The organism is Paraburkholderia kururiensis JCM 10599 = LMG 19447 (genome assembly GCF_003986935.1).
Lineage (GTDB): Bacteria > Pseudomonadota > Gammaproteobacteria > Burkholderiales > Burkholderiaceae > Paraburkholderia > Paraburkholderia kururiensis.
In genome coordinates, this window is the sequence record NZ_RJZE01000016.1 from 67,385 (window position 1) to 88,777 (window position 21,393).

Consider the following 21,393-nt stretch of genomic DNA (forward strand, 5'->3'; position numbering starts at 1 on the left):
GTCAGCTTGAACATCCGCAAATTTATCGGTGCCACCAGCCGCGACGCGCTGCGCCAAGTGCGCGAAGTGCTGGGTCCTGACGCAGTGGTGCTGTCGAATCGCACGCTCGACGATGGCAGCGTCGAGATCGTCGCCGTAGCCGACCGCGAACTCGCGGCCATCGCGCCTGCCGCGGGTGAAGGCGCCAACGCGGGTGCTGCTTCGCGCGGCTTGCCGCGCAGCGCCGCCGCGCCGGTTGCGGGCAACCCCTACGCGAACGGCATGCCGGACGTGTTCTCGTCGGTGTTCGGGGCAAGCCCGGAAGCGGGCGCGGACCGCCCGTCCGCAGCGGACGACGAAGACGACGCCTCTCCCTACATGAACGCCACCACGCAACCGGTGGCCAAGCCCGAAGCGCAAGCGGGCGGCGCGCTCGCCACGCGCGGTGCCGCGCTGGACCGCCCGGGCGCGTTTATGGCTCAGTCTGCGGCCCAGTCCGCAGGCCAGGCCGATACCGGTGGCGGCGCGGACCGCTTCGCCGCCGAACCCGCGACTATCCAGGCGGGTGCACCGGCTCGTCCGGCTGCGCGTCCCACGCCGGCGCACGCTCCCGCTCATCCGGCCGCTCATGCGCCGGCGGCGAGCCGCGCCGCCGGGTTCGCGACGCCGGCCGCAGGCGTGACCATGCCGGCATCGGCTGTGCCGTCGTACTCGGACAAGACACACGCTCCGCGCACCATGGCCGAAACGAACCCCTGGCTCATCGACCACGCGCGCCGCATTGCCGACAAGGACAGCGAAGGTCAAGGCGCGGGTCACAGCACGAAAGCCGCAGGTATGACGCCAGCTGACGCCATGGCCAAGGGACTCGGCATGCCCACCGACCCGCACGCCGAACACGGCCAGCATCGCGGGCAAGGCGAGGGCGTGCTCAACGTCAGCACGCCGGACTGGGCGCGCGAAGCGGCTCAACTGGCGGCGCGCCGCGCCACGCAGCGCATCGCACCGGCCTTCGATCTGCCGGGCAACAGCCAGCCGCCGACGCAATCGGCCACGCCCTCGGGCAACGCCAGGACCGCCGATGCCGCAGGCGCGAACGCCTCGGCCAGCGTCACGGAAGCCATCAAGGCCCGCATCGAACAGGTCGTGAACGAAACGGTGATGAGCGAGCTGGCCTCCATGCGCGGCATGATGGAAGAGCAGTTCGCCGGACTCCTCTGGGGCGAGCGCCAACGCCGCAGCCCCACGCACGGCGCGCTCACCAAGCAGCTGTTCGCCGCCGGCTTCTCGGCCCAGCTCGTGAAGATGGTGGTGGACAACCTGCCCGAAGGCAAAGACCCGGAAGGCGCGCTGGAATGGGCGCAGTCGGTGCTCGAATCGAACCTGCCCGTGCTCGAAAACGAAGACGCGCTCATGGAGCGCGGCGGCGTGTTCGCGCTGATGGGCCCCACGGGCGTCGGCAAGACCACGACCACGGCGAAGCTCGCGGCGCGCTGCGTGATGCGCTTCGGCGCGAGCAAGGTGGCGCTGCTCACCACGGACAGCTACCGCATTGGCGGCCACGAGCAACTGCGCATCTTTGGCCGCATTCTCGGCGTGTCGGTGCACGCGGTGCGCGACGGCGCCGACCTGCAGCTTGCGCTCACCGAACTCAAGAACAAGCACATCGTGCTGATCGACACGATCGGCATGAGCCAGCGCGACCGCGCCGTGACCGACCAGATCGCCATGCTGTGCAGCGCCGGCCAGCCGGTGCAGCGTCTCTTGCTGATGTCCGCGACGAGCCACGGCGACACGCTCAACGAAGTGGTGCAGGCCTACCAGAGCACGCCGGACAAGGCGCCGCTCGCGGGCTGCATTCTCACCAAGCTCGACGAGGCCACCAACCTGGGCGGCGCGCTGGACACCGTGCTGCGCTACCGGCTGCCGGTGCACTACGTGTCGACGGGCCAGAAGGTGCCGGAGAACCTCTATGTGGCGACGAAGCGTTTCCTGATCCGCAGCGCGTTCTGCATTCCGCGCGAGCACTCGCCCTTCGTGCCGCACGAAGACGACATCCCGGCGCTGCTCTCGGCGCTGTCCACGCGTTCGAATGCCGACCTGCACGAGGTTCGCTTTGGATAAATTCGTAGCCGACCAGGCGGAGGGGCTGCGGCGGCTGCTCGCCCGCAGCGGCTCGCGAGTGATCGCGGTGACCGGCGGCTCGGAGAGCGTCGGACGCACCACGACAGTAGTGAACCTTGCAGCGGCATTGGCCGAGCAGGGCAAAGACGTGCTCGTCATCGACGAGTGCCTGGGCGACCGGTCGGTGAGCGCCACGCTTGGCGGCATGCAACGCGTGGGGAATCTCGCCGGCGTGATGCGCGGCGAGGTGTCGCTCGCGGCGGCCGTGAGCCGGCATCCGCTCGGCTTCGGCGTGCTCTCGGCCTGGCGCGGCAGCCAGGAAGGCTATAGCGCTGAACAGTACGGACTCGTGCTGAACGGCCCCGCCGACGTCGTGCTGATCGACGCCGGCCTCGACAGAAACGGCGCGCTCTCCGGGCTCGCCATGCGCTCGCACGACGTGATGGTCGTGACGCGCGTCTCGGCGCAGGCCATCACCGATGCCTACGCCGCCATGAAACGTCTTCATTTCGCGCACGCAATCGCGCAGTTCCGCGTGCTCGTCAATTACGTCCAAAGCGCGGCCGATGCCCACACGGCATTCGAGAACCTCGCAGGCGTGGCGGGTCGTTACCTCACCGTCTCGCTCGAAAACGCAGGCTGCATTGCGGCTGACCCACACATGGCGCGGGCCGTCGAGCTCGCACGCTGCATCGTGGACGCTTTTCCGTCCACGGCCGCCGCGCGCGACTACCGGCATGTCGCCGCAGAACTGCAGTACTGGCCCATGCGGCCAGCCATGTCGTCGCGCGCGGCCATGACGCGCCCGACCGTAACAACGTCGGCCCCATCGCCATCCATGTGGCAGGCCGACCCGGCCGCCGAATGGCCGTCGGCGCAGCATGCGTGACGCCACTCGGGGACTTCAGGCAGGAGAGCACGATGTATAACGCTCAGGGAAAGATTTCGCAGGACGAGGTGCTGGCGAAGTACGCGCCGCTCGTAAGACGTCTCGGTTTGCAGCTCGTGGCCAAGATGCCGGCGAGCGTGGATCTGGACGATCTGATCCAGGCCGGCATGATCGGTCTGCTCGATGCGGCGAGCCGCTACAAGGAAGATCAGGGCGCGCAGTTCGAAACCTACGCGAGCCAGCGCATTCGCGGCGCCATGCTCGACGAGCTGCGCAGCAACGACTGGCTGCCGCGCAGCCTGCGGCGCACGTCGCGCGAGGTGGAGAGCGCGGTGCACCAGGTGGAGCAGCAGCTGGGCCGTTCGGCGAGCGAGACGGAGATCGCCGGGCATCTCAAGATGCCGCTCGACGAATATCAGTCCATGCTGCAGGACCTGCATGGCAGCCAGCTGATCTACTACGAAGACTTCGACCGGTCCGCGGACGACGAGCCGTTCCTCGACCGCTACTGCGTCGATCACTCGGATCCGCTTTCCGCGCTGCTCGACGAAAGCCTGCGCGCGGCGCTGGTGGAAGCCATCGACAAGCTGCCTGAGCGCGAGAAGCTCTTGATGTCGCTCTACTACGAGCGCGGCATGAACCTGCGCGAAATCGGCGCGGTGATGGAAGTGAGCGAATCGCGTGTGTGCCAGCTGCACAGCCAGGCCGTGGCGCGTCTGCGCACGCGTCTGCGCGAACTGGCCTGGGCGGGCGCCGAGGCCGACTGAGAAACCCGAGCGGGGTGCGTTCGAGGGGCGTTCGCGCTTTTCGGGCGGGTGGCGCTGTTGTTGGCGTTAGAGGGCGCCGGGTAGCGGACCCCGGACCCCGGGGTCCAAGGCGCCGGGCCTCGGGCGGCATCGGTTCGGCCGGCGCTGCGCTGGCTTGTGTGGGGCGGCTGCTTTGCTGCCGCTTTGCTGCCGCTTTGCTGCCGCTTCACCGCTGCTTGAGCGGCACGTCATTCGCACCCTGTCCGCTTGCTGTTCGCGCGTCCTCCAATTCTTCGGCGGCTTTTTCGCCTTCTTTCGGGCCGGCTTCCCGGCTCGTTCATCGGGCCGCTTCAGGCCGTAACACCACTAACATTTTCTTACACCACCCTTTCTGACGGGTGGCTACACTTGCGCCGCGTTATTACGAAGACAATGGGGTTAAACCAGATGCTCAAAAAAATCGCAGGAATCGCCGTGTTGACCGCGGCTTCGGCCGCTGTATCGCTGCCCGCTATGGCGGGTGACCTGAACAATGCGCTCGGCGGGGGCCTCGGCGGGGTGGCGGGTGCCGCGGTGGGCGGCGCGCTGGGCGGCAGCACGGGCTCCGTGATCGGCGGTGCGGTGGGCGGCGGCGCAGGCGCTGCGGTCACGTCGAACCGGCGCGAACGTACGGGCGCCATCGTGGGCGGTGCGCTGGGCGGCGGCGCGGGCACGGCGGCAGGCAACGCGATGGGCGGCCGCACGGGCGGGCTGATCGGCGCGGGGCTGGGCGGTGGTGCCGGCGCGGCACTGGGCGGCAACATCTCGCGCAGCAACTCGTACGCGGACGAGGGCGAGCGCGGCTATCGCAGCACCGGCCACCACCGCAAGCATCGCAAGCACTGGGATTGAGCCGCGAGCAGCAAAGGCAAGAGGATCGAGAAAGGCGCAACGACGCCTGAGGTTGAAGACCGGGGTTGAAAACCGGTCTTGAAAACCGGGTTTAAAAACCAGGGTTTGAAAACACAACGGGCCGCACATTCGCAAGGATGTGCGGCCCGTTGGTTTTTGGTGCGGCTGGCGGCGAATTCAGCGAGGATGCTGCGCCCGGATCATCGCGCCGCGCGCCTCAAAACCCGGCTCCGGGGAAATCGATCAAACTCGCCCGAACGCGGGAATTCGCCCATCCGGCCCGTACAAACCGGCCTTATGCTGCGCGCCCTTGAGCACGTCGAGGGCGCGGCGGTTGTATTCCATGCGGGTGTGGATCAGCACGCCGTTGGTGGCGTTGGAGCGTTTCGCGCGTTCGGCCGCCTTTTGCAGCAGCGCCCATTGCGTGGCGAGCCGCGGGTCGGCGCCGGAGGCCAGCTCCATGCCGCGCCAGCCCGGCGGAAAGCCCAGCTCCGCAAGCTGCGCGTCGCGCTGCTTTTCCAGCGCCGAGAGCTTTTCGACCAGTTCGGTCTTCATCTCGATGATGGGCGGCAGCTGTTCGAGCGGAGAGACGGCGGTCAACGCCTTCTCTTCGCACGCGAGCACCGAAGCGAACGCTTCGACGGCGGCATATTCGTCGATGACGGTGGCAAGGAGGGCGTCTTTCATCACAATCACTCAACTCGCAGTCGGCTTGCCGCGCCCTGACTGGGGCGCACAAGCCGTGGTCAATTGGCTGCTGCACGTGCGCGCTTCGCCCGACGGTGCGGCGAGGCACGCTGAACGCGCTGGCCAACCGGGGTTAGCTCCCCGCCGACCCCGCGCGCGTTTGCAGCAGGCTACGTGCCGTTTCGAGAACGGCGTCGGCAATCTTGCCGGTATCGATACTCAAGGTGCCGTCGCGCAGCGCCTGCTTGATCGACTCGACGTGTGCCGTATCGATGTCCGCCGCGCCGGACGCGGCGAGGCCGCGCAGTTGCGCCGACAGCGCCGACAGGTTCACGTTCGCGTCGCCGGATGCGCCGCCGCCGGTGGACGGTACGGGGCTGCTGGCTGCGCCTTGCGCGCCAGACGCGGCCGTTTCGCCTTGCTGGGTACGCTGCAGCCCGTCTTTTAGCGACTGCAGGCTCGAATTGCTGGTGGAATCGACTTTCACGATTGGCTTCCTGAACGGTTGACGGCGGTGCCCGGATTCGACTGAGGAATCCGGCTTCCGCGTGGCCTTCTTCGGCCACGGTGGGGCGCGTCATGGGCGCCGCTTTGCCCGGATTAACGGCAGGTACCAATCAAACTTTAGTGCATGGACGGCAAGGCCGCCAAAGCGCCGCGAGGCGCGACGGCTGCACGCAAGGGGCCATAACAGACCCGGTCGAAACCACTTCACATCATTCGAGGCGCAGCAGGCGCCGGTCCAATCTCCTGTTCAAATCCACCCAACCTGCAACGCTCAAAGCTGGATCTCCACGGTGCCGCCTTCTTTGACGATGCCGCTGATGATCTGGCCGCCCGCCGTCTTCACACGGACCTGCTGGCCGGGCGACGCGTTGTTCATGGCGCTGCCCTCGGACGAAATCGAAAAGCCCGGGCCCTGCGCGACCACGCGCACGGTTTGCCCGATCGTCACGGAACTCGCACTGCGCAGCATGTCCTGGCGCAGCGGCAGCCCGGCAGGCACGCGGACCAGCGCCACGGCGCCGATCGCCTGCGACGGGTCGGTGACCACCGCCTGCGGCAGCAGCGTGAGGTCGCCGTCGCGTGCCACCAGGTCGGCGGCGCTGAGCGGCTCGCCCGGGGCAATCGCGCGCGACGCCGTGTAGTAGGTGGCCTGAACCGAGATCTTCGCCTGAAGGTAGAGCGTCCACGGACGCTCGCCCGCGCAGCGCACGCCCACCGTGGTGCGGCCCCACATGCGGGTGCCGGCAGGCGCGAACGGCTGCATCGTCGTGCAGGCCGCAAGGCCGCGCGGAAATACGTTGGCCACGGTGATGTTGACCTTGCCGGGAAGGCCCACGGCCTGCTGCTGAAGCCAGGCGAGCGCAGCGCGCCGGATCGACTCGCCGTCCTGCTGGCCTTCGGGCACGGCGGCTTGCGCGACTGTGGCGGCCTGGGCCGACTGAGCCGACTGGGCCGGCTGCGCGGGCTGAACGTTCGATGCAGGCGCCTGCGCCGGCTGCACACGTTGATACGGTTGTGCCGCCTGGGTTCCCTGGGCCGGCACAGCGCGCGGCGCCATGCGCTCGAAGCGCGGCGCGGCTGCTGCGTAGCCGCCGCTGGCGGGCGGGTTCATCGCGATGGCCTGCGGCGCGAGGTTCGCCTCGCGGCCGCGCGCCGGGATGGTCGCCATAGCGGGTGTCACGACGACCGGCATGACCTGGCTGGCCGCCACGGGCAGGTTCACGCGCGTCAGGCCAGATGCCATGCCGGGCCGGGCCACCGACGCTTCGCCCGTACCCGCGATCACGATGGCGCCGTCGGCCTTCGCTGCCTGCTCGAAGCGGTCGCCGGCAGCGGCGGCCGGTCGCATCGACGCGGCGAGGGCGGCTGGGGTGGGCTGCATCCCGGCATTCGCACGTTGCGCCGTCACGCCGGCAGGCGCGGATGGGCTCGTCACCATCTTGCTCATGGCGGCCAGTGCATCCGGGTTCTTTTCGCCAGGACCCGGGATCACGATCGGCTCGCCCGTGCCTTGCGCGTGCGCGGCATTCGAAGCGAGCAGGGCCAGCGTGCCGGCACTCGCCGAGAGCGTCCACGCAAGCGCGACGAGGAGCCCGCGCAGCGCAGGCGCGCGCCTCGCTCGCGCCGGAGCAGCCGGTGCGTGCGAAGTGGCCGATGTCGATGCGCCTCGCGCGGGCGAAGCATCGAAAGCCGTTTCAGCAGCGGTTTCAGCGGTCAACAAGGCGGTCGGAGCATTTGAAGCGGGCTCGTTCATCGCCACTCTCCACGGCCCCCCGGGGGACCAGACAGGCGTCAGGCAAGAAGCCGGACAAGAAGCAAGACAAGAAGAAGCCAAACAAGGCGGCCAGACAAGGGCTAACCCAAGGGCCAACCAGGGGCCAACCAGGGGCCAACAATACGAGAGGCATTCTAGAGACACCCCCCTTCGCGCAAACGTTGAATAGAGGCCCCCTTCCCCGGCTATTCCTCCGATTGCTGCTTGCGTCCCAGACCTAAGATGCTCCACAAGCAAAAAGGCCTTCCACGCAGCCGCTACTGCAAGCGTGACGCAAGGAAGCGTTTTTTCGGAGAACCGCAATGCTGGACAAACTCGATGCCGAATTCGCCTTTGGGCGCGAGGCGCTCGATGTGCGCGCATACCGTCAGGAACTGCTCTCGTCGAACATCGCCAACTCGGACACGCCGGGCTACAAGGCACGCGACGTCGATTTTGCGTCGTCGCTTGCCGGTGCGCTGAGGAAGAGCGGCGCTGCGACCGGAACGGCCACCTCGAACGCCGCACCGCTCGCCATGGCGCAGCCGGCCGGCGTGACGAGCGGCATGACCATGGCGACGACCGAAGCGGGCCATATGGCCGGCAAGGCGCGCTTGACGCCCACGGGCGGTTCCCCCGACGACTACGGCCAGCTCCAGTACCGCATTCCCACGCAACCGGCGCTCGACGGCAACACCGTCGACCTCGACAGCGAGCGGGTGCAGTTCGCCGACAACACGCTGCACTTCGAGACCGGCATGACCGTGCTCACGCAGCAGATCAAAGGCATGCTCGCGGCCATCACGTCAGGCAGCTGACGCGGCGGCCTGCATTCGTGCAGGGCAAGCAGGAAAGCAGGAAGCCAGACCACGGCACAGGCAGCAGGCTGCGCCGGTCAGGCAAGAGACAAATCGCTACGGGAAAGCAGGCGGGCCGTGCGCAGGAGGCACCGGAAGCGCGAAAGCGCAAAGGTGACAGGCGCGGCCCGCCACAACCGCCGGCCAACGCATGCCGGCAACGAGAGGTGAGATTCGCCATGCCATCGCTGATGAACATCTTTAGCGTCGCCGGCTCTGCGCTGTCCGCGCAGTCGGAGCGGCTCAACGTGACCGCGTCGAACCTCGCGAACGCGGACAGCACGACGGGACCGGACGGCAAGCCGTACAAGGCCAAGCAGGTCGTCTTCGCGGTGCAGCCGCTGGGCGGCGCGCGCACGCAGAGCGGCCAGCAGGTGGGCGGCGTGCAGGTGACGGGCGTGGTCGACGACCCGACGCCCATGAAGACTTCCTACGACCCCGGCAACCCGGCGGCGGACGCGAACGGCTACGTGACCTTGCCGAACGTGGATCCGGTGCAGGAAATGGTGAACATGATTTCGGCGTCGCGCTCGTACCAGGCGAACGTGGAAACCCTGAACACCGCCAAGACGCTGATGCTCAAGACGCTCACTATCGGCACCTGAACCGGCACCTGAATCGGCACCTGAAGAACAGACGGAGAACCGCCTTGACCACCCAGACCACGATCGGCAGCAACGGCACGACCATTTCGCAGACGCTGCTCGACACCATGAACGGCACTTCGAGCGCAAGCAGCTCGTCGTCGAGTTCGTCCAGCACGTCGAGCACGTCGCCCACGGCGCTGCAGAACACGTTCCTGCAACTGCTCATCGCGCAGATGAAGAACCAGGACCCGACCAACCCGATGGACAGCTCGCAGATGACCTCGCAGCTCGCCCAGATCAACACGGTGACGGGCATCAGCCAGCTCAACACGTCGCTCAGCTCGCTTGCTACGCAACTGAATGCGAGCCAGCAGGGCCAGGCGGCGCTCCTGATCGGCTCCACGGTGCTTGCGCCGGGATCGACCTCGACGGTGGCGAGCGGCAAGGCATCGGCCATCGGCTTGCAGGTGGCCACCGCGGCGAGCAACGTGCAGATCACCATCAAGAACTCGTCGGGTCAGGTGGTCAACACGATCAACGTGGGCAGCGTGCCGGCAGGCGTCACGCCCATTTCGTGGACGCCCACCGACGCGCAGGGCAACACGCTCGCCGACGGCACGTACACCATCAGCGCGACCGGCACGATTGCCGGCAAGTCGGGCTCGCCCACCACGCTGTCGGCCGCCACGGTGCAAAGCGTCGTGCAGCAGACGGACGGCACGCCGGGCCTCGTGCTCTCGAACGGCAACACGATCGGCATGACGGGCGTGGCCGCGATCCTGTAAGGCGCGCGCCACAGGGCTCTCGGAGCTCTCAGGCAGATTCACAGCACAGTATTCATCGATATATCCCGATACGGAGATCGTCATGGGTTATCAACAAGGTTTGAGCGGTTTGTCGAGCGCGTCCAACGACCTCGACGTGATCGGCAACAACATCGCGAACGCGAACACGATCGGGTTCAAGCAGGGCGCGGCGGTTTTCGCGGATGTCTACGCGAACTCGGTGGCCACGGCGGTCAACAACCAGATCGGCCTCGGCTCGCGCCTCGCGGCCGTGCAGCAGCAGTACAGCCAGGGCACGATCACCACGACCAACCAGGCGCTGGACGTGGCGATCAACGGCAACGGCTTCTTCCAGATGTCGAACAACGGCACGCTCACGTACTCGCGTAACGGCGTGTTCCAGCTGGACAACCAGGGCTATATCACCGACACCAGCGGCCTCAAGCTGATGGGCTACGCCGCGAGCAACGGCGGCGTCATCAACACGGCCACCACGGTGCCGCTGCAGGTGCCCACCACCAACATCGCGCCCACGGCCACCAGCGTGATTACCGGCCAGTTCAACCTGAACGCGCAGGATTCGCTCATGCTGGGCGCGCCCACCGTGGCCGTGACGACCACGGGTTCGCTCGCCACCAGCGGCTCCACCATCACGAACGGCGCCACGGGCACGAACCTGGACCACTACACGATCAACTTCACGTCGCCCACCACCTACACGGTGACGGACACGACCACGGGCGTGACCGGCTCGGCGCAGACCTACAGCACGGGCGCGGCGATTTCGCTCGGCACGGGCCAGACCGTCACGCTGACGGGCACCCCGGTTGCGGGCGACAGCGTGGCCATTACGCCGAACCCCACCGCGTTCAACGCCAACAGCGCGAGCACGTACAACTACCCGACCTCGATTCAGGCGTACGACTCGCTGGGCGGCACGCAGACGGTGGACCTGTACTTCGCGAAGACGGGCGTGGGCGCATGGACCGTGTACGGCGGCGTGGCCGGCGGCACGATCTCGAAGATCGGCACGGCCACGTTCAATTCGTCGGGCACGCTGGTGAGCACGACGGACGCCTCGGGCGCCGCGACCACCACGCCGCTCGCGTTCAACTTCACGATTCCGACCAGCGACGGTTCGTCCACGCCGCAGTCGCTCACGTTCAACATCGCGGGCACGACGCAGTTCGGCGGCAAGGACGGCACCAACAACCTGACGCAAGACGGCTTTGCGGCAGGCCAGTTGACCAACTTCACGGTGGGCACGGACGGCACGCTCACGGGCAATTACTCGAACGGCAAGACCCAGGCGCTCGGCCAGGTCGTGCTTGCCAACTTCAACAACCCGAACGGCCTTGTCGATCTGGGCAACAACCAGTACGAAGCCACCTCGGCCTCGGGCGTGGCGCAGATCTCCGCGCCGGGCAGCACGAACCACGGCACGCTGCAAGGCGGCGCGGTGGAAAACTCGAACGTCGATCTCACGAGCGAGCTGGTGAACCTGATCACGGCGCAGCGCAACTACCAGGCGAACGCGCAGACGATCAAGACCCAGCAGACCGTCGACCAGACGCTCATCAACCTGTAATACCTGGCGGCCTCATCATGGACCGGCTGATCTATACCGCGATGACGGGCGCCACCCAGGCGCTCGAGCAGCAGGCTGTCGTCGCGAACAATCTGGCGAACGTCTCCACGACGGGCTTTCGCGCGCAGCTTGCCGCGTTTCGCGCCGTGCCGATGTCGTTCGGCGACGGCAACACGGTGAACACGGACACCACGCGCACCTTCGTGCTGGCGTCCACGCCCGGCGCGGACTACACGCCGGGCCCGATCCAGCAGACCGGCAATCCGCTCGACGTCGCGGTGCAGGGCCCGGGCTGGCTCACGGTGCTCGACAACAACGGCAACGAGGCCTACACGCGCGCGGGCAACCTGCACGTGGACACCAACGGCCAGATCGTCAACGCGATGAACCAGCCGGTGGTGGGCGGCGGTGGCCCGATTTCGGTGCCGCCGGGCTCGGAAGTCACCATCGGCAAGGACGGCACGGTGTCCGCGCTGATTCCGGGCGACCCGCCCACGACCATCGTCAACGTGGATCAGCTGAAGCTCGTGAACCCGGACCCGGCCTCGCTCAAGCACGGCGACGACGGCCTCTACCGCACGGCGGACGGCAATCCCGCCGACGCGGACCAGAACGTCGTGCTCGCGCCGCAGTCGCTGGAAGGCAGCAACGTGAACCCGGTCTCCGCCATGGTGGCGATGATCACGAACGCGCGGCAGTTCCAGATGCAGACCAAGCTGCTCGAATCGGCCAGCCAGAACGAACAGTCCGCCAACCAGTTGCTCAACTTCAGCTGACGGGCTCGCCCGCAAGCCAGCCCACAGGAGAAGATTCAAAGTGAACCGCTCACTCTATATCGCCGCTACCGGCATGAATGCGCAGCAGGCGCAGATGGATGTCATCTCGAACAACCTCGCGAACGTCAGCACCAATGGCTTCAAGGGCTCGCGCGCGGTGTTCGAAGACCTGCTTTACCAGACCATCCGCCAGCCGGGTGCGAACTCCACGCAGCAGACCGAACTGCCTTCGGGCATCCAGCTCGGCACCGGCGTGCAGCAGGTCGCCACGGAACGCCTCTACACGCAGGGCAACCTGCAGCAGACCGGCAACTCGAAGGACGTCGCCATCAACGGCGCGGGCTTCTTCCAGGTGCAGATGCCCGACGGCACGAACGCCTACACGCGCGACGGCTCGTTCCAGACCAACGCGCAGGGCCAGCTCGTGACCTCGAGCGGCTACCAGATCATTCCGGCCATCACGATTCCGCAGAACGCCACGTCGATGACTATCGGCAGCGACGGTGTGGTGTCGGTCACGACGGCGGGTTCGAACAATACGCAGCAGATCGGCTCCATCCAGCTCGCCACGTTCATCAACCCGACGGGCCTCGAAGCCAAGGGCGAAAACCTGTTCGCCGAAACGGCGTCGTCGGGCGCGCCCAACGTGACCACGCCGGGCCTGAACGGCGCGGGCTCGCTCAACCAGGGCTACGTGGAAGCGTCGAACGTGAACGTGGTGCAGGAACTGGTCAACATGATCCAGACCCAGCGCGCGTACGAGATCAACAGCAAGGCCGTGACCACGTCCGACCAGATGCTGCAGACGCTCTCGCAGATGCCGGTGTAATGGTCTGATTCGGGCCTGATCGTGGCCCGGGTCCGGCTGAAAGTGCAGGAAGGACGAAGGATGTCGCAATTCATTGAAACTACGCGGGTGAAGGCCCTCTCGGGCGCGGTGCTGCTGGCCGCGCTCGCGGGCTGCGCGCTCGTGCCGAAGCAGCCCATCGTGCAGCAGCCCATGACGGCTGTGCCGCCGATGCCGCCGCAGTCGCAGAGCCCGGGCTCCATCTACAACCCGGGCTACGCGGGGCGGCCGCTCTTCGAAGACCAGCGTCCGCGCAATATCGGCGACATCCTCACCATCGTCATTTCGGAAAACATCAACGCCACGAAGTCGTCGGGCACGGGCACCGGCCGCAACAGCGCGACCGACTTCAACGTGCCCACGGTCGGCTTCATGGGTGGCATCTTCGGCAAGGCCAAGCTTTCCGCGACCGGCGACAACACGTTCAAGGCGACGGGCGGCGCGAACGCGTCGAACACGTTCAACGGCACGATCACCGTGACCGTCACGAACGTGCTGCCGAACGGCAACCTGGTAGTGAGCGGCGAGAAGCAGATGCTCATCAACCAGGGCAACGAATTCGTGCGTTTTTCCGGCGTCGTGAATCCGAACACGATTTCGGGCCTCAACTCCGTGTATTCCACCCAGGTGGCGGACGCGAAGATCGAATACTCCGCCAAGGGCTACATCAACGAGGCGGAAAACATGGGCTGGCTGCAGCGTTTCTTCCTGAACGTGGCGCCGTGGTGATCATGAGCTTCACTCTCTTTTCCGCCTGCCGCCGTCTGGGTGCCGCCGCTTTTGCAGGCGCGGCGCTCCTGCTCGCGCTCGGGCTTGGCCTGGGCGCCACTGCGCCGGCAGCGCACGCCGAGCGCCTCAAGGACCTCGTGCAGATCCAGGGCGTACGCGACAACCCGCTGATCGGCTACGGCCTCGTGGTGGGTCTCGACGGCACGGGCGACCAGACTTCGCAGACGCCGTTCACGACGCAGACGCTCGCGAACATGCTCGCGAACCTCGGTATCTCGATCAACAACCAGTCGGCGGGCTCGGGCAGTTCCGGTTCGTCGTCGCTGTCGAACATGCAGCTGAAGAACGTCGCCGCCGTGATGGTGACGGCGACGCTGCCGCCGTTCGCCCGGCCGGGCGAGGCCATCGACGTCACCGTGTCGTCGCTCGGCAATGCCAAGAGCCTGCGTGGCGGCACGCTGCTGCTCACGCCGCTCAAGGGCGCGGACGGCCAGGTCTATGCGCTCTCGCAAGGCAACGTGGCCGTGGGCGGCGCCGGCGCGAGCGCCAACGGCAGCCGCGTGCAGGTGAACCAGCTGGCCGCGGGCCGTATTGCGGCAGGCGCCATCGTGGAGCGTTCGGTGCCTACGTCCGTTTCGCAGGCGGGCACCATGCAGCTCGAACTCAACGACATGGACTACGACACCACGCAGCGCATCGTGGCCGCCGTCAACAACGCGTTCGGCGGCGACACCGCCGTGGCGCTGGACGGCCGCACGATCCAGCTGCGCGCGCCGACGGACAGTGCGCAGCAGGTCGCCTTCATGGCCCAGTTGCAGAACCTCGACGTGACGCCGGCCAAGGCTGCGGCGAAGGTGATTCTCAACGCGCGCACGGGCTCCATCGTGATGAACCAGATGGTCACGCTGCAAAGCTGCGCGGTGGCGCACGGCAACCTTTCGGTGGTCGTGAACACGCAGCCGGTGGTAAGCCAGCCGGGGCCGTTCTCGAACGGTCAGACCGTGGTGGCGCAGCAGTCGCAGATCCAGCTCAAGCAGGACAACGGGGCGTTGCGGCTCGTGACTGCGGGCGCGAACCTGGCCGACGTGGTGAAGGCGCTCAACGCGCTGGGCGCGACGCCGGCCGACCTGATGTCGATCTTGCAGGCCATGAAGGCTGCGGGCGCGCTGCGCGCCGACCTCGAGATCATTTGACGGGAGCATGAGTTGAATTCCGATCCGTCTCTGAAGGCCAACGACCTTAGCCAGCGCTTCGCGCTCGACGTGCAGGGCTTCGACGCCCTGCGTGCCCAGGCGAAGAACTCGCCGCAGGCCAGCCTCAAAATGGCCGCGCAGCAGTTCGACGCTGTCTTCACGCAGATGATGCTGAAGAGCATGCGCGATGCGACGCCCTCCGACGGCCCGCTCGATTCGCACGACGGCGCCACGTTCACGTCGATGCTCGACCAGCAGCTTTCGCAACAGATGTCGTCGAAGGGCATTGGCGTGGCCGACGCGCTTTTCAAGCAGCTTTCGCGCAACGCCGGCTTGCAGGGCGGCGACGCCAACGCGGGCAACACCGCGGCGCTTTCCGCGCTTTCGAAGGCGTTCGCCAATCCGTCCTCCAACGGCGCGCTTGCCACGGGCAAGGGCTACACGGGCAACAGCGCGCTCACGCCGCCGGTGCGCGGCGACGGCTCGTCGCCGAAGATCGACGCGTTCGTCGACAAGCTGGCCGCGCCGGCCCAGGCCGCGAGCGCGGCGACCGGTATTCCGGCGCGTTTCATCATCGGCCAGGCGGCGCTCGAATCGGGCTGGGGCAAGCGCGAGATCATGAACCGCGACGGCACCTCGAGCCACAACGTGTTCGGCATCAAGGCCACCAAGGACTGGACGGGCAAAACCGTCTCCACGGTCACCACCGAATATGTGAACGGCCGCCCGCAGCGCGTGGTGGAGAAGTTCCGCGCCTACGACTCCTACGAGCAGGCGATGACCGACTACGCGAGTCTCCTGAAGGACAACCCGCGCTACGCGCAGGTGCTGAACTCGTCGCACGACGTGAACGGCTTTGCGCAAGGCATGCAGCGCGCGGGCTACGCAACGGACCCGCACTACGCGAAAAAGCTCATCTCGATCATGCAGAAGATGACTGCCTGAGCGAGCGCAGGAACGACCGGAAAGAAACGGCCAGCAGCGCAAGGCCGCAGTCAGGCCACACGAAAACACGCGACGGGGCCATGTCGTGAGAAGAAGACGGTGCAGGCCCGTCGTTGCTCGACGCCGAAAGGCGGCGGGCGACGGCGGGCCGAACCGCATCCGCAAGGCATAGGTTTCAGGGCATAAGGGGCTGTTCTCCGCGCACCGCCGGACGCTTTAACGTTTGCGCCAAATATTTGCCACACAGGCCCTAAACTTTGGCCTTATCCTGCCGCTAATCAGACAAACCAGCGACCGCGCGGAGTGTCTCCGCATGGTCGGACGCGTGCCGAAAGACCGCGGAGACCGGCGCCGAGGGGGCACGGCTCCCGGGGCAGGCGCCCGGCTCAGACCTCCCGCGTCGCACGAACATGCACATCGGCAAGGCCATGGATACCACCCAGTCAAATGGAGAAAACGCCGAAGCGAACGGCGCTTCGGAGGCAGACGACGCTCACGACTTCGGGCGGCGCAACCCGCTGGAAATCGGCGTGCAGTTGCGCAACCTCGTGAACCGCGGCGACTTTCTCACCGTGCAGTACAAGGGCGGCCAGCTCGTCACGCGGCTGCTCGACGTGGACGTGCGCGGCCGCGTATTCACCTTCGACTGGGGCGCCGTGGAGGCGCACAACAACGGTCTGCTCGCGGCGCCGCGCTCCCAGTTCCACGCTTCGCCCGACGGCGTGCGCATGGAGTTTTCCACGCCCACGCCGCGCGAGACGCGTTTCGAAGGCCTGCCTGCCTTCGAAGCCGACTTTCCCGAAGTGCTCTATTACGTGCAACGGCGCGAGTATTTCCGCGTGGAGACGCCGTTGCTGGAACCGTACCTGTGCCACGGCCGGTTCCCGGAAGGCGAGCCGTTCCGCTTCGAGGTGCACGACATCTCGCTGGGCGGCGTGGGCATGCGCACCACGGACGAACGCGTCGTGGGCCTGCCCATGGGCGTGACCCTGATGGACTGCGAACTCGCGCTCGGCCCGCAGGGCACGCTCTCGCTCGACTTGCAGCTTGTTTCGCACCGCATGTTCGACCTGCCCAACGGCTCGCAGCGCTATCAGCTCGGTTTCCGTTTCGTGACGCTGCCCGGCAGCGCCGAGAACACGCTGCAGCGGCTCATTACGCAGCTGGAAATGAAACGCCGTTCGCTCGTGCGGGCCTGAAACCCCGCCCGAACGCGCAGGTAGCCGTACCCGGCAGTACCGGTTTCAACCTTATCGTCTTTCCCGCGCGGTCATGCCCGCCGCATGACCGCCGCGCGTGCCGCCATTCCTTTCCGAAAATTCTGCCGGCGCCCTAAAACTTTCCGCGCCAAGGCCGATAAACACGCTGTTATCGCCATAACAGGACGAGTACGCGCGAAAGCGCCGAGGGACCACGGAACAATGTCCAGCAACCTCTTCAATATCGGCTTGAGCGGTCTGAATGCCGCTCAATGGGGCCTCACCACCACGGGCCAGAACATCAGCAACGCGTCCACGCCGGGCTACTCGGTGGAGCGGCCTGTCTACGAGGAAACCGCGGGGCAGTACACGTCGTCGGGATTCCTGCCGCAGGGCGTCTCCACGGTTACGGTGCAGCGCCAGTACAGCCAGTACCTGAGCACGGAACTCAACAGCGCGCAGTCGCAAAGCGGTTCGCTCACGGCTTACTACAACATGATCGCGCAGCTCAACAACCTGGTCGGCAGCCCGACCACGGGTATTTCGAGCGCGATCACGTCGTATTTCACGGGCCTGCAAGGCGTGGCCAACAGCGCGTCGTCGCTGTCGGCGCGGCAGACCGCGATGAGCTCGGCGCAGTCGCTTGCCGCGCAGATCAACGCGGCCGGCGCGCAATACGACCAGATGCGCCAGAGCGTGAACACGCAGTTGACCGACACCGTCTCGCAGATCAACACGTACACGAAGCAGATCGCCGACCTCAACCAGCAGATCCAGGCCGCCAACGGCTCGGGCCAGCCGCCCAACCAGCTGCTCGACCAGCGCGACCAGGCGGTGTCGAGCCTCTCGCAACTGGTCGGCGTTCAGGTGGTGCAGAACTCGAGCGGCTACAGCGTCTTCATGGCGAGCGGCCAGCCGCTCGTCGTCGGCACGGGCACGTACAACCTCTCCGCGGTCACGTCGCCGTCGGACCCGAGCGAGCTTTCCATCTCCATTCAGGCCGCTTCCAGCTCGGGCGCGTCCAACCCCGCCACCTTGCTGCCCGATAACCTCGTGAGCGGCGGCACGCTGGGTGGCCTGCTTGCGTTCCGCAGCCAGACGCTGGACCCGGCCGAAGCGCAACTGGGCGCCATTGCGACCAGCTTCTCGGCGCAGGTGAACGCGCAAAACGCGCTCGGCCTCGACATGAACGGCAACCCGGGCACGGCGCTCTTCACGGTGGGCAGCCCGACGATCTACGCGAACCAGAACAACACCGGCAGCGCCACGCTGGGCGTGACGCTCGCCAACGCTTCGCAGCCCACGACGGGCGACTACACGCTCTCGTACGACGGCAGCGCCTACAAGCTCACGGACAACGCGACGGGCGCCATGATCGGCTCGGCCACGAGTCTTGCGAGCCCCATCGGCGGCTTGCAGTTCTCGCTCACGGGCACCATGAACGCCGGCGATTCGTTCGACGTGCAGCCCACGCGCGGCGCGCTCAACGGCTTCGCGCTCGCCACCACGAACTCGACCGCGATTGCAGCGGCTTCGCCCGTGCTGGCCTCCGCGCCCACCACCAACACGGGCACGGGGACGATCACGCAAGGCGCGGTCAGCGCGGGCTACGTGCTGCCGTCCACGTCGACCACGCTCACCTACAGCTCGGCCTCGGGCGGCATCTCGGGCTTCCCGGCGGGCTCCACGGTGAACGTGAACGGCACCAACTACACGATTGCCAGCGCCGCCACCGTGGTGCCGTATTCGTCGTCCACGGGCGCTTCGATCTCCGTGAGCGGCAGCACCATGAACGCGGTGAGCTTCTCGATTTCCGGCACGCCCGCCAACGGCGACACGTTCACCATCGCGAAGAACACGGGCGGCGGCAACGACGGACGCAACGCCCTGCTGCTGTCGAATCTCGTGTCGGCCAAGCAGCTGAACGGCGGCACCTCGACGCTCACGGACGCCTATTCGGGCTACGTGAACACGATCGGCAACCAGACGAACCAGGTGCAGGCGGCGAACACGGCGCAGACCACGCTCGTCACGCAGATCAGCTCGGCGCAGCAGTCGGTCTCGGGCGTGAACATCAACGAAGAAGCAGCCAACCTGTTGCAGTACCAGCAGCTCTACCAGGCGAACAGCAAGGTGATCCAGACGGCTTCCACGCTGTTCCAGACGCTGCTCGGCATTTTCCAGTGAGGCAATAGGCCATGCGCATCTCGACGACCCAGCTTTTCGGCCTGAACGTTCAGCAGATGAACGATCAGCAAAGCGAACTCGCGCAGCTGTACCAGCAGATCGCGAGCGGCCAGGCGATCACCACGCCGTCGGACAACCCGCTTGGCGCGTCCCAGGCCGTACAGCTCTCTATGCAGGCTTCGGAGCTCTCGCAGTACACGAGCAACCAGAGCACCGCGCTCACCTCGCTGCATGCGGAAGATTCCACGCTCTCCAGCGTGAGCACCGTCTTGCAGAGCGTCAACACGCAGCTCGTGCACGCGGGCGACGCCTCGCTCAGCGACTCGAACCGCGGCGCCATCGCGCAGGATCTGATCGGCCTGAAGAACCAGCTGCTCGGTCTCGCGAACGCCAACGACGGGCAGGGCAACTACCTGTTCGCGGGCTTCCAGACCACGTCGCAGCCGTTCAGCACCAACGCGGCGGGCACGGTGAGCTACAACGGCGACACCGGCGTGCGCTCCATCCAGGTGACGAGCAGCCACCAGGTCGCCGTGAGCGACAGCGGCGCTTCCGTGTTCCTTTCCGTCGCGGCGGTGGGCACGACGTCCATCTCGGCGGGCTCGGCCAGCAACACGGGCACGGGTGTGGTCGGCACGGTGAGCACGCTCAACGCCTCGAATCCGGCGAACCAGGACAAGTACACGATCACGTTCGCGGGCTCCGGCGCTTCGAGCACCTACACGATCACGGACAACACCACCGGCACGACGGGTGCGGCGCAACCGTACTCGGCGGGCTCGGCGATCACGCTGGGCGGCCAGAGCGTCTCGATCACGGGCGCGCCCGCTGCGGGCGACACGTTCACCGTGACGCCGGCGACCCAGGCGGGCACGGACATCTTCTCGTCCATCGACGCCGCCATCGCCGCGTTGCAGACGCCGGTGGTGGGCACGGCCGGCTCGGCGAACCTCAGCAACTCGCTTTCCACCGCGATGCAGAAGGTGCAGAACGCCATGAACAACGTGGTGACCGTGCAGGCGTCCGTGGGCGGGCGCGAGCAGGAGCTGCAGGCACTGCAGACCGTGACGCAGAACAGTTCGCTGCAGACGCAGAGCAACCTGTCCGACCTCACGCAGATCAACCTCACGAGCACCATCAGCAAGTACACGATGACCCAGTACGCGCTGCAGGCGGCCCAGCAGGGCTTCGTGAAGATTCAGGGCATGTCGCTCTTCAACTACATCAACTGAGGCCGCGGGCGCGGGGCCGGGTGAGCCGAAGCCGGCCGCCCGGCGCGCCGAGCAGCCCGCCCAGCGCACCACGCAGCCCGCCCAGCGCACCGCGCGGCCCGTATCGGATCTTTGGCTGGTTCGTCTCTACCCGCCGCCACCTGTCGTATTCCACCGCCGCTTCGGGGGCTTTTCGGCCTGCTTTCTGGTCCGACCCCGGCCGGCTCCCGCTACCCGCGGGAACCGGCCAACCGCGCGGCGCCCCGCCTGGCACTGTTCTCGACAAAACCACGAGCTAACCGCAAATCCCCCTTCTTTTCCCCTCATCGCGGAAGGCTAAAAGCCAGAACAATGCAAGGTACCAGCACTAATGCAACACCTTGAGCGAAATGGCCACCACACCCGCATCCCAGGCAGCAGCAGTCCCGTCGGCGAAATCCGGCAAGATGAAGCGCATTCTCGTGATCGCCGTGATCGCGATACTGGCCGCCGGTGTGGCGGGCGGCGCGACCTGGTTCTTCATGTCGCGGCATCCGGCTGCGCCCGCTGCGGCTACGCCCGTGCCGCCGCCCGCGCCCGTGTTCTTCCCGCTCGAGCCGATGACGGTGAACCTGCAGTCCGACGACGGCGAAACGCATTACCTGCGCATCGGCCTCACGCTGAAGCTCGCGGACCAGAAGACCCAGGACAAGCTCACCGAGCACATGCCCGAGATTCGCAGCCGTGTGCTGCTCGCGCTGTCGAACAAGCATCCGCAGGATCTCGCGCCGCTCGAAGGCAAGCGCGCGCTTGCCGAGGAACTCAAGACGCTGATCGCACAGCCCACCGAGGCCGGCAGTGCACCCGTGCACGTGCAGGACGTGCTGTTCACCGAATTCGTCGTGCAATAAAGACGGGCGAATCATGACGTTCT

20 protein-coding genes are annotated in these 21,393 nt (G+C 66.7%); 17 read left to right on the forward strand and 3 right to left on the reverse strand.

The genetic code is table 11. From position 1 onward, the window contains the following. The first annotated feature begins 6 nt into the window (after positions 1–6). The 4 genes from flhF (at position 7) to PKKP23_RS19880 (ending at position 4,629) form a co-directional block, all read left to right on the forward strand. Positions 7–2,103, forward strand: coding sequence for a flagellar biosynthesis GTPase FlhF (flhF, locus tag PKKP23_RS19865; protein ID WP_126878132.1), 2,097 nt, complete (start codon positions 7–9; stop codon positions 2,101–2,103). Continuing rightward, entirely contained in the window at positions 2,096–2,992 is an 897-nt protein-coding gene (locus PKKP23_RS19870; protein WP_017772144.1) for a nucleotide-binding protein, read from the forward strand. The genes flhF and PKKP23_RS19870 overlap by 8 nt, the downstream gene beginning before the upstream one ends. Positions 2,993–3,024: 32 nt before the next feature. Then, the gene (locus PKKP23_RS19875) at positions 3,025–3,759 is read left to right on the forward strand and encodes an RNA polymerase sigma factor FliA (RefSeq protein ID WP_017772143.1); all 735 of its coding nucleotides are present in this window, start codon (positions 3,025–3,027) and stop codon (positions 3,757–3,759) included. Between the two features lie 426 nt (positions 3,760–4,185). Further along, positions 4,186–4,629, forward strand: a complete 444-nt coding sequence (locus tag PKKP23_RS19880) for a hypothetical protein (RefSeq protein ID WP_126878133.1) — start codon at positions 4,186–4,188, stop codon at positions 4,627–4,629. Positions 4,630–4,872: 243 nt separating this feature from the next. Here PKKP23_RS19880 and PKKP23_RS19885 read toward each other — a convergent pair whose 3' ends face one another. From PKKP23_RS19885 to flgA, 3 genes are all read right to left on the reverse strand, one after another. Beyond that, complete coding sequence (locus tag PKKP23_RS19885) at positions 4,873–5,316, reverse strand: flagella synthesis protein FlgN (protein ID WP_017772141.1); 444 nt, start codon at positions 5,314–5,316, stop codon at positions 4,873–4,875. Positions 5,317–5,449: 133 nt separating this feature from the next. Next, positions 5,450–5,803, reverse strand: a complete 354-nt coding sequence (gene flgM / locus PKKP23_RS19890) for a flagellar biosynthesis anti-sigma factor FlgM (protein ID WP_017772140.1) — start codon at positions 5,801–5,803, stop codon at positions 5,450–5,452. A gap of 291 nt (positions 5,804–6,094) precedes the next feature. Continuing rightward, positions 6,095–7,576, reverse strand: a complete 1,482-nt coding sequence (flgA, locus tag PKKP23_RS19895) for a flagellar basal body P-ring formation chaperone FlgA (RefSeq protein WP_240659071.1) — start codon at positions 7,574–7,576, stop codon at positions 6,095–6,097. A 323-nt stretch (positions 7,577–7,899) separates the two neighbouring features. On the opposite strand from flgA, the gene flgB reads away from it, so the two are divergent. The 13 genes from flgB (at position 7,900) to fliL (ending at position 21,370) form a co-directional block, all read left to right on the forward strand. Beyond that, positions 7,900–8,394: a flagellar basal body rod protein FlgB gene (gene flgB / locus PKKP23_RS19900; RefSeq protein ID WP_017772138.1), complete on the forward strand. Its 495-nt coding sequence runs from the start codon at positions 7,900–7,902 to the stop codon at positions 8,392–8,394. Between the two features lie 218 nt (positions 8,395–8,612). Further along, positions 8,613–9,038, forward strand: coding sequence for a flagellar basal body rod protein FlgC (gene flgC / locus PKKP23_RS19905; protein WP_017772137.1), 426 nt, complete (start codon positions 8,613–8,615; stop codon positions 9,036–9,038). A 44-nt stretch (positions 9,039–9,082) separates the two neighbouring features. Continuing rightward, a complete protein-coding gene (locus PKKP23_RS19910; protein WP_017772136.1) occupies positions 9,083–9,805 on the forward strand; it encodes a flagellar hook assembly protein FlgD in 723 nt (240 codons plus the stop codon). Between the two features lie 82 nt (positions 9,806–9,887). Further along, positions 9,888–11,393 carry a flagellar hook protein FlgE gene (locus PKKP23_RS19915; protein WP_126878134.1) on the forward strand — a complete coding sequence of 502 codons (1,506 nt, stop codon included), beginning with the start codon at positions 9,888–9,890 and terminating at the stop codon, positions 11,391–11,393. Between the two features lie 17 nt (positions 11,394–11,410). Next, complete coding sequence (gene flgF / locus PKKP23_RS19920) at positions 11,411–12,169, forward strand: flagellar basal-body rod protein FlgF (RefSeq protein WP_017772134.1); 759 nt, start codon at positions 11,411–11,413, stop codon at positions 12,167–12,169. Between the two features lie 40 nt (positions 12,170–12,209). Then, positions 12,210–12,998, forward strand: a complete 789-nt coding sequence (flgG, locus tag PKKP23_RS19925; protein ID WP_017772133.1) for a flagellar basal-body rod protein FlgG — start codon at positions 12,210–12,212, stop codon at positions 12,996–12,998. 60 nt (positions 12,999–13,058) lie between these two features. Further along, a complete protein-coding gene (gene flgH, locus PKKP23_RS19930; RefSeq protein WP_017772132.1) occupies positions 13,059–13,745 on the forward strand; it encodes a flagellar basal body L-ring protein FlgH in 687 nt (228 codons plus the stop codon). 2 nt (positions 13,746–13,747) lie between these two features. Continuing rightward, positions 13,748–14,938 carry a flagellar basal body P-ring protein FlgI gene (locus PKKP23_RS19935; RefSeq protein WP_126878135.1) on the forward strand — a complete coding sequence of 397 codons (1,191 nt, stop codon included), beginning with the start codon at positions 13,748–13,750 and terminating at the stop codon, positions 14,936–14,938. Positions 14,939–14,950: 12 nt separating this feature from the next. Then, positions 14,951–15,883 carry a flagellar assembly peptidoglycan hydrolase FlgJ gene (gene flgJ, locus PKKP23_RS19940; RefSeq protein ID WP_126878136.1) on the forward strand — a complete coding sequence of 311 codons (933 nt, stop codon included), beginning with the start codon at positions 14,951–14,953 and terminating at the stop codon, positions 15,881–15,883. Between the two features lie 428 nt (positions 15,884–16,311). Continuing rightward, positions 16,312–17,082: a flagellar brake protein gene (locus PKKP23_RS19945; protein WP_176049041.1), complete on the forward strand. Its 771-nt coding sequence runs from the start codon at positions 16,312–16,314 to the stop codon at positions 17,080–17,082. A gap of 222 nt (positions 17,083–17,304) precedes the next feature. After that, positions 17,305–19,269 (forward strand): flagellar hook-associated protein FlgK, encoded by a 1,965-nt coding sequence (flgK, locus tag PKKP23_RS19950; RefSeq protein ID WP_126878138.1) that lies wholly within the window; start codon positions 17,305–17,307, stop codon positions 19,267–19,269. Between the two features lie 11 nt (positions 19,270–19,280). After that, positions 19,281–20,501 carry a flagellar hook-associated protein FlgL gene (gene flgL, locus PKKP23_RS19955; RefSeq protein WP_126878139.1) on the forward strand — a complete coding sequence of 407 codons (1,221 nt, stop codon included), beginning with the start codon at positions 19,281–19,283 and terminating at the stop codon, positions 20,499–20,501. Between the two features lie 368 nt (positions 20,502–20,869). Next, positions 20,870–21,370 carry a flagellar basal body-associated protein FliL gene (fliL, locus tag PKKP23_RS19960; protein ID WP_026120910.1) on the forward strand — a complete coding sequence of 167 codons (501 nt, stop codon included), beginning with the start codon at positions 20,870–20,872 and terminating at the stop codon, positions 21,368–21,370. Positions 21,371–21,393: the final 23 nt, after the last annotated feature.

What these genes read in the sequence shown, in the direction of transcription:
- PKKP23_RS19875 (WP_017772143.1), top strand. Translation starts at nt 3,025, where the DNA reads ATGTATAACGCTCAGGGAAAGATTTCGCAGGACGAGGTGCTGGCGAAG.
- PKKP23_RS19880 (WP_126878133.1), top strand. Translation starts at nt 4,186, where the DNA reads ATGCTCAAAAAAATCGCAGGAATCGCCGTGTTGACCGCGGCTTCGGCC.
- PKKP23_RS19885 (WP_017772141.1), bottom strand. Translation starts at nt 5,316, where the DNA reads ATGAAAGACGCCCTCCTTGCCACCGTCATCGACGAATATGCCGCCGTC.
- flgA (WP_240659071.1), bottom strand. Translation starts at nt 7,576, where the DNA reads ATGAACGAGCCCGCTTCAAATGCTCCGACCGCCTTGTTGACCGCTGAA.
- flgB (WP_017772138.1), top strand. Translation starts at nt 7,900, where the DNA reads ATGCTGGACAAACTCGATGCCGAATTCGCCTTTGGGCGCGAGGCGCTC.
- flgC (WP_017772137.1), top strand. Translation starts at nt 8,613, where the DNA reads ATGCCATCGCTGATGAACATCTTTAGCGTCGCCGGCTCTGCGCTGTCC.
- PKKP23_RS19915 (WP_126878134.1), top strand. Translation starts at nt 9,888, where the DNA reads ATGGGTTATCAACAAGGTTTGAGCGGTTTGTCGAGCGCGTCCAACGAC.
- flgF (WP_017772134.1), top strand. Translation starts at nt 11,411, where the DNA reads ATGGACCGGCTGATCTATACCGCGATGACGGGCGCCACCCAGGCGCTC.
- flgH (WP_017772132.1), top strand. Translation starts at nt 13,059, where the DNA reads ATGTCGCAATTCATTGAAACTACGCGGGTGAAGGCCCTCTCGGGCGCG.
- PKKP23_RS19935 (WP_126878135.1), top strand. Translation starts at nt 13,748, where the DNA reads ATGAGCTTCACTCTCTTTTCCGCCTGCCGCCGTCTGGGTGCCGCCGCT.
- PKKP23_RS19945 (WP_176049041.1), top strand. Translation starts at nt 16,312, where the DNA reads ATGGATACCACCCAGTCAAATGGAGAAAACGCCGAAGCGAACGGCGCT.
- flgK (WP_126878138.1), top strand. Translation starts at nt 17,305, where the DNA reads ATGTCCAGCAACCTCTTCAATATCGGCTTGAGCGGTCTGAATGCCGCT.
- flgL (WP_126878139.1), top strand. Translation starts at nt 19,281, where the DNA reads ATGCGCATCTCGACGACCCAGCTTTTCGGCCTGAACGTTCAGCAGATG.
- fliL (WP_026120910.1), top strand. Translation starts at nt 20,870, where the DNA reads ATGGCCACCACACCCGCATCCCAGGCAGCAGCAGTCCCGTCGGCGAAA.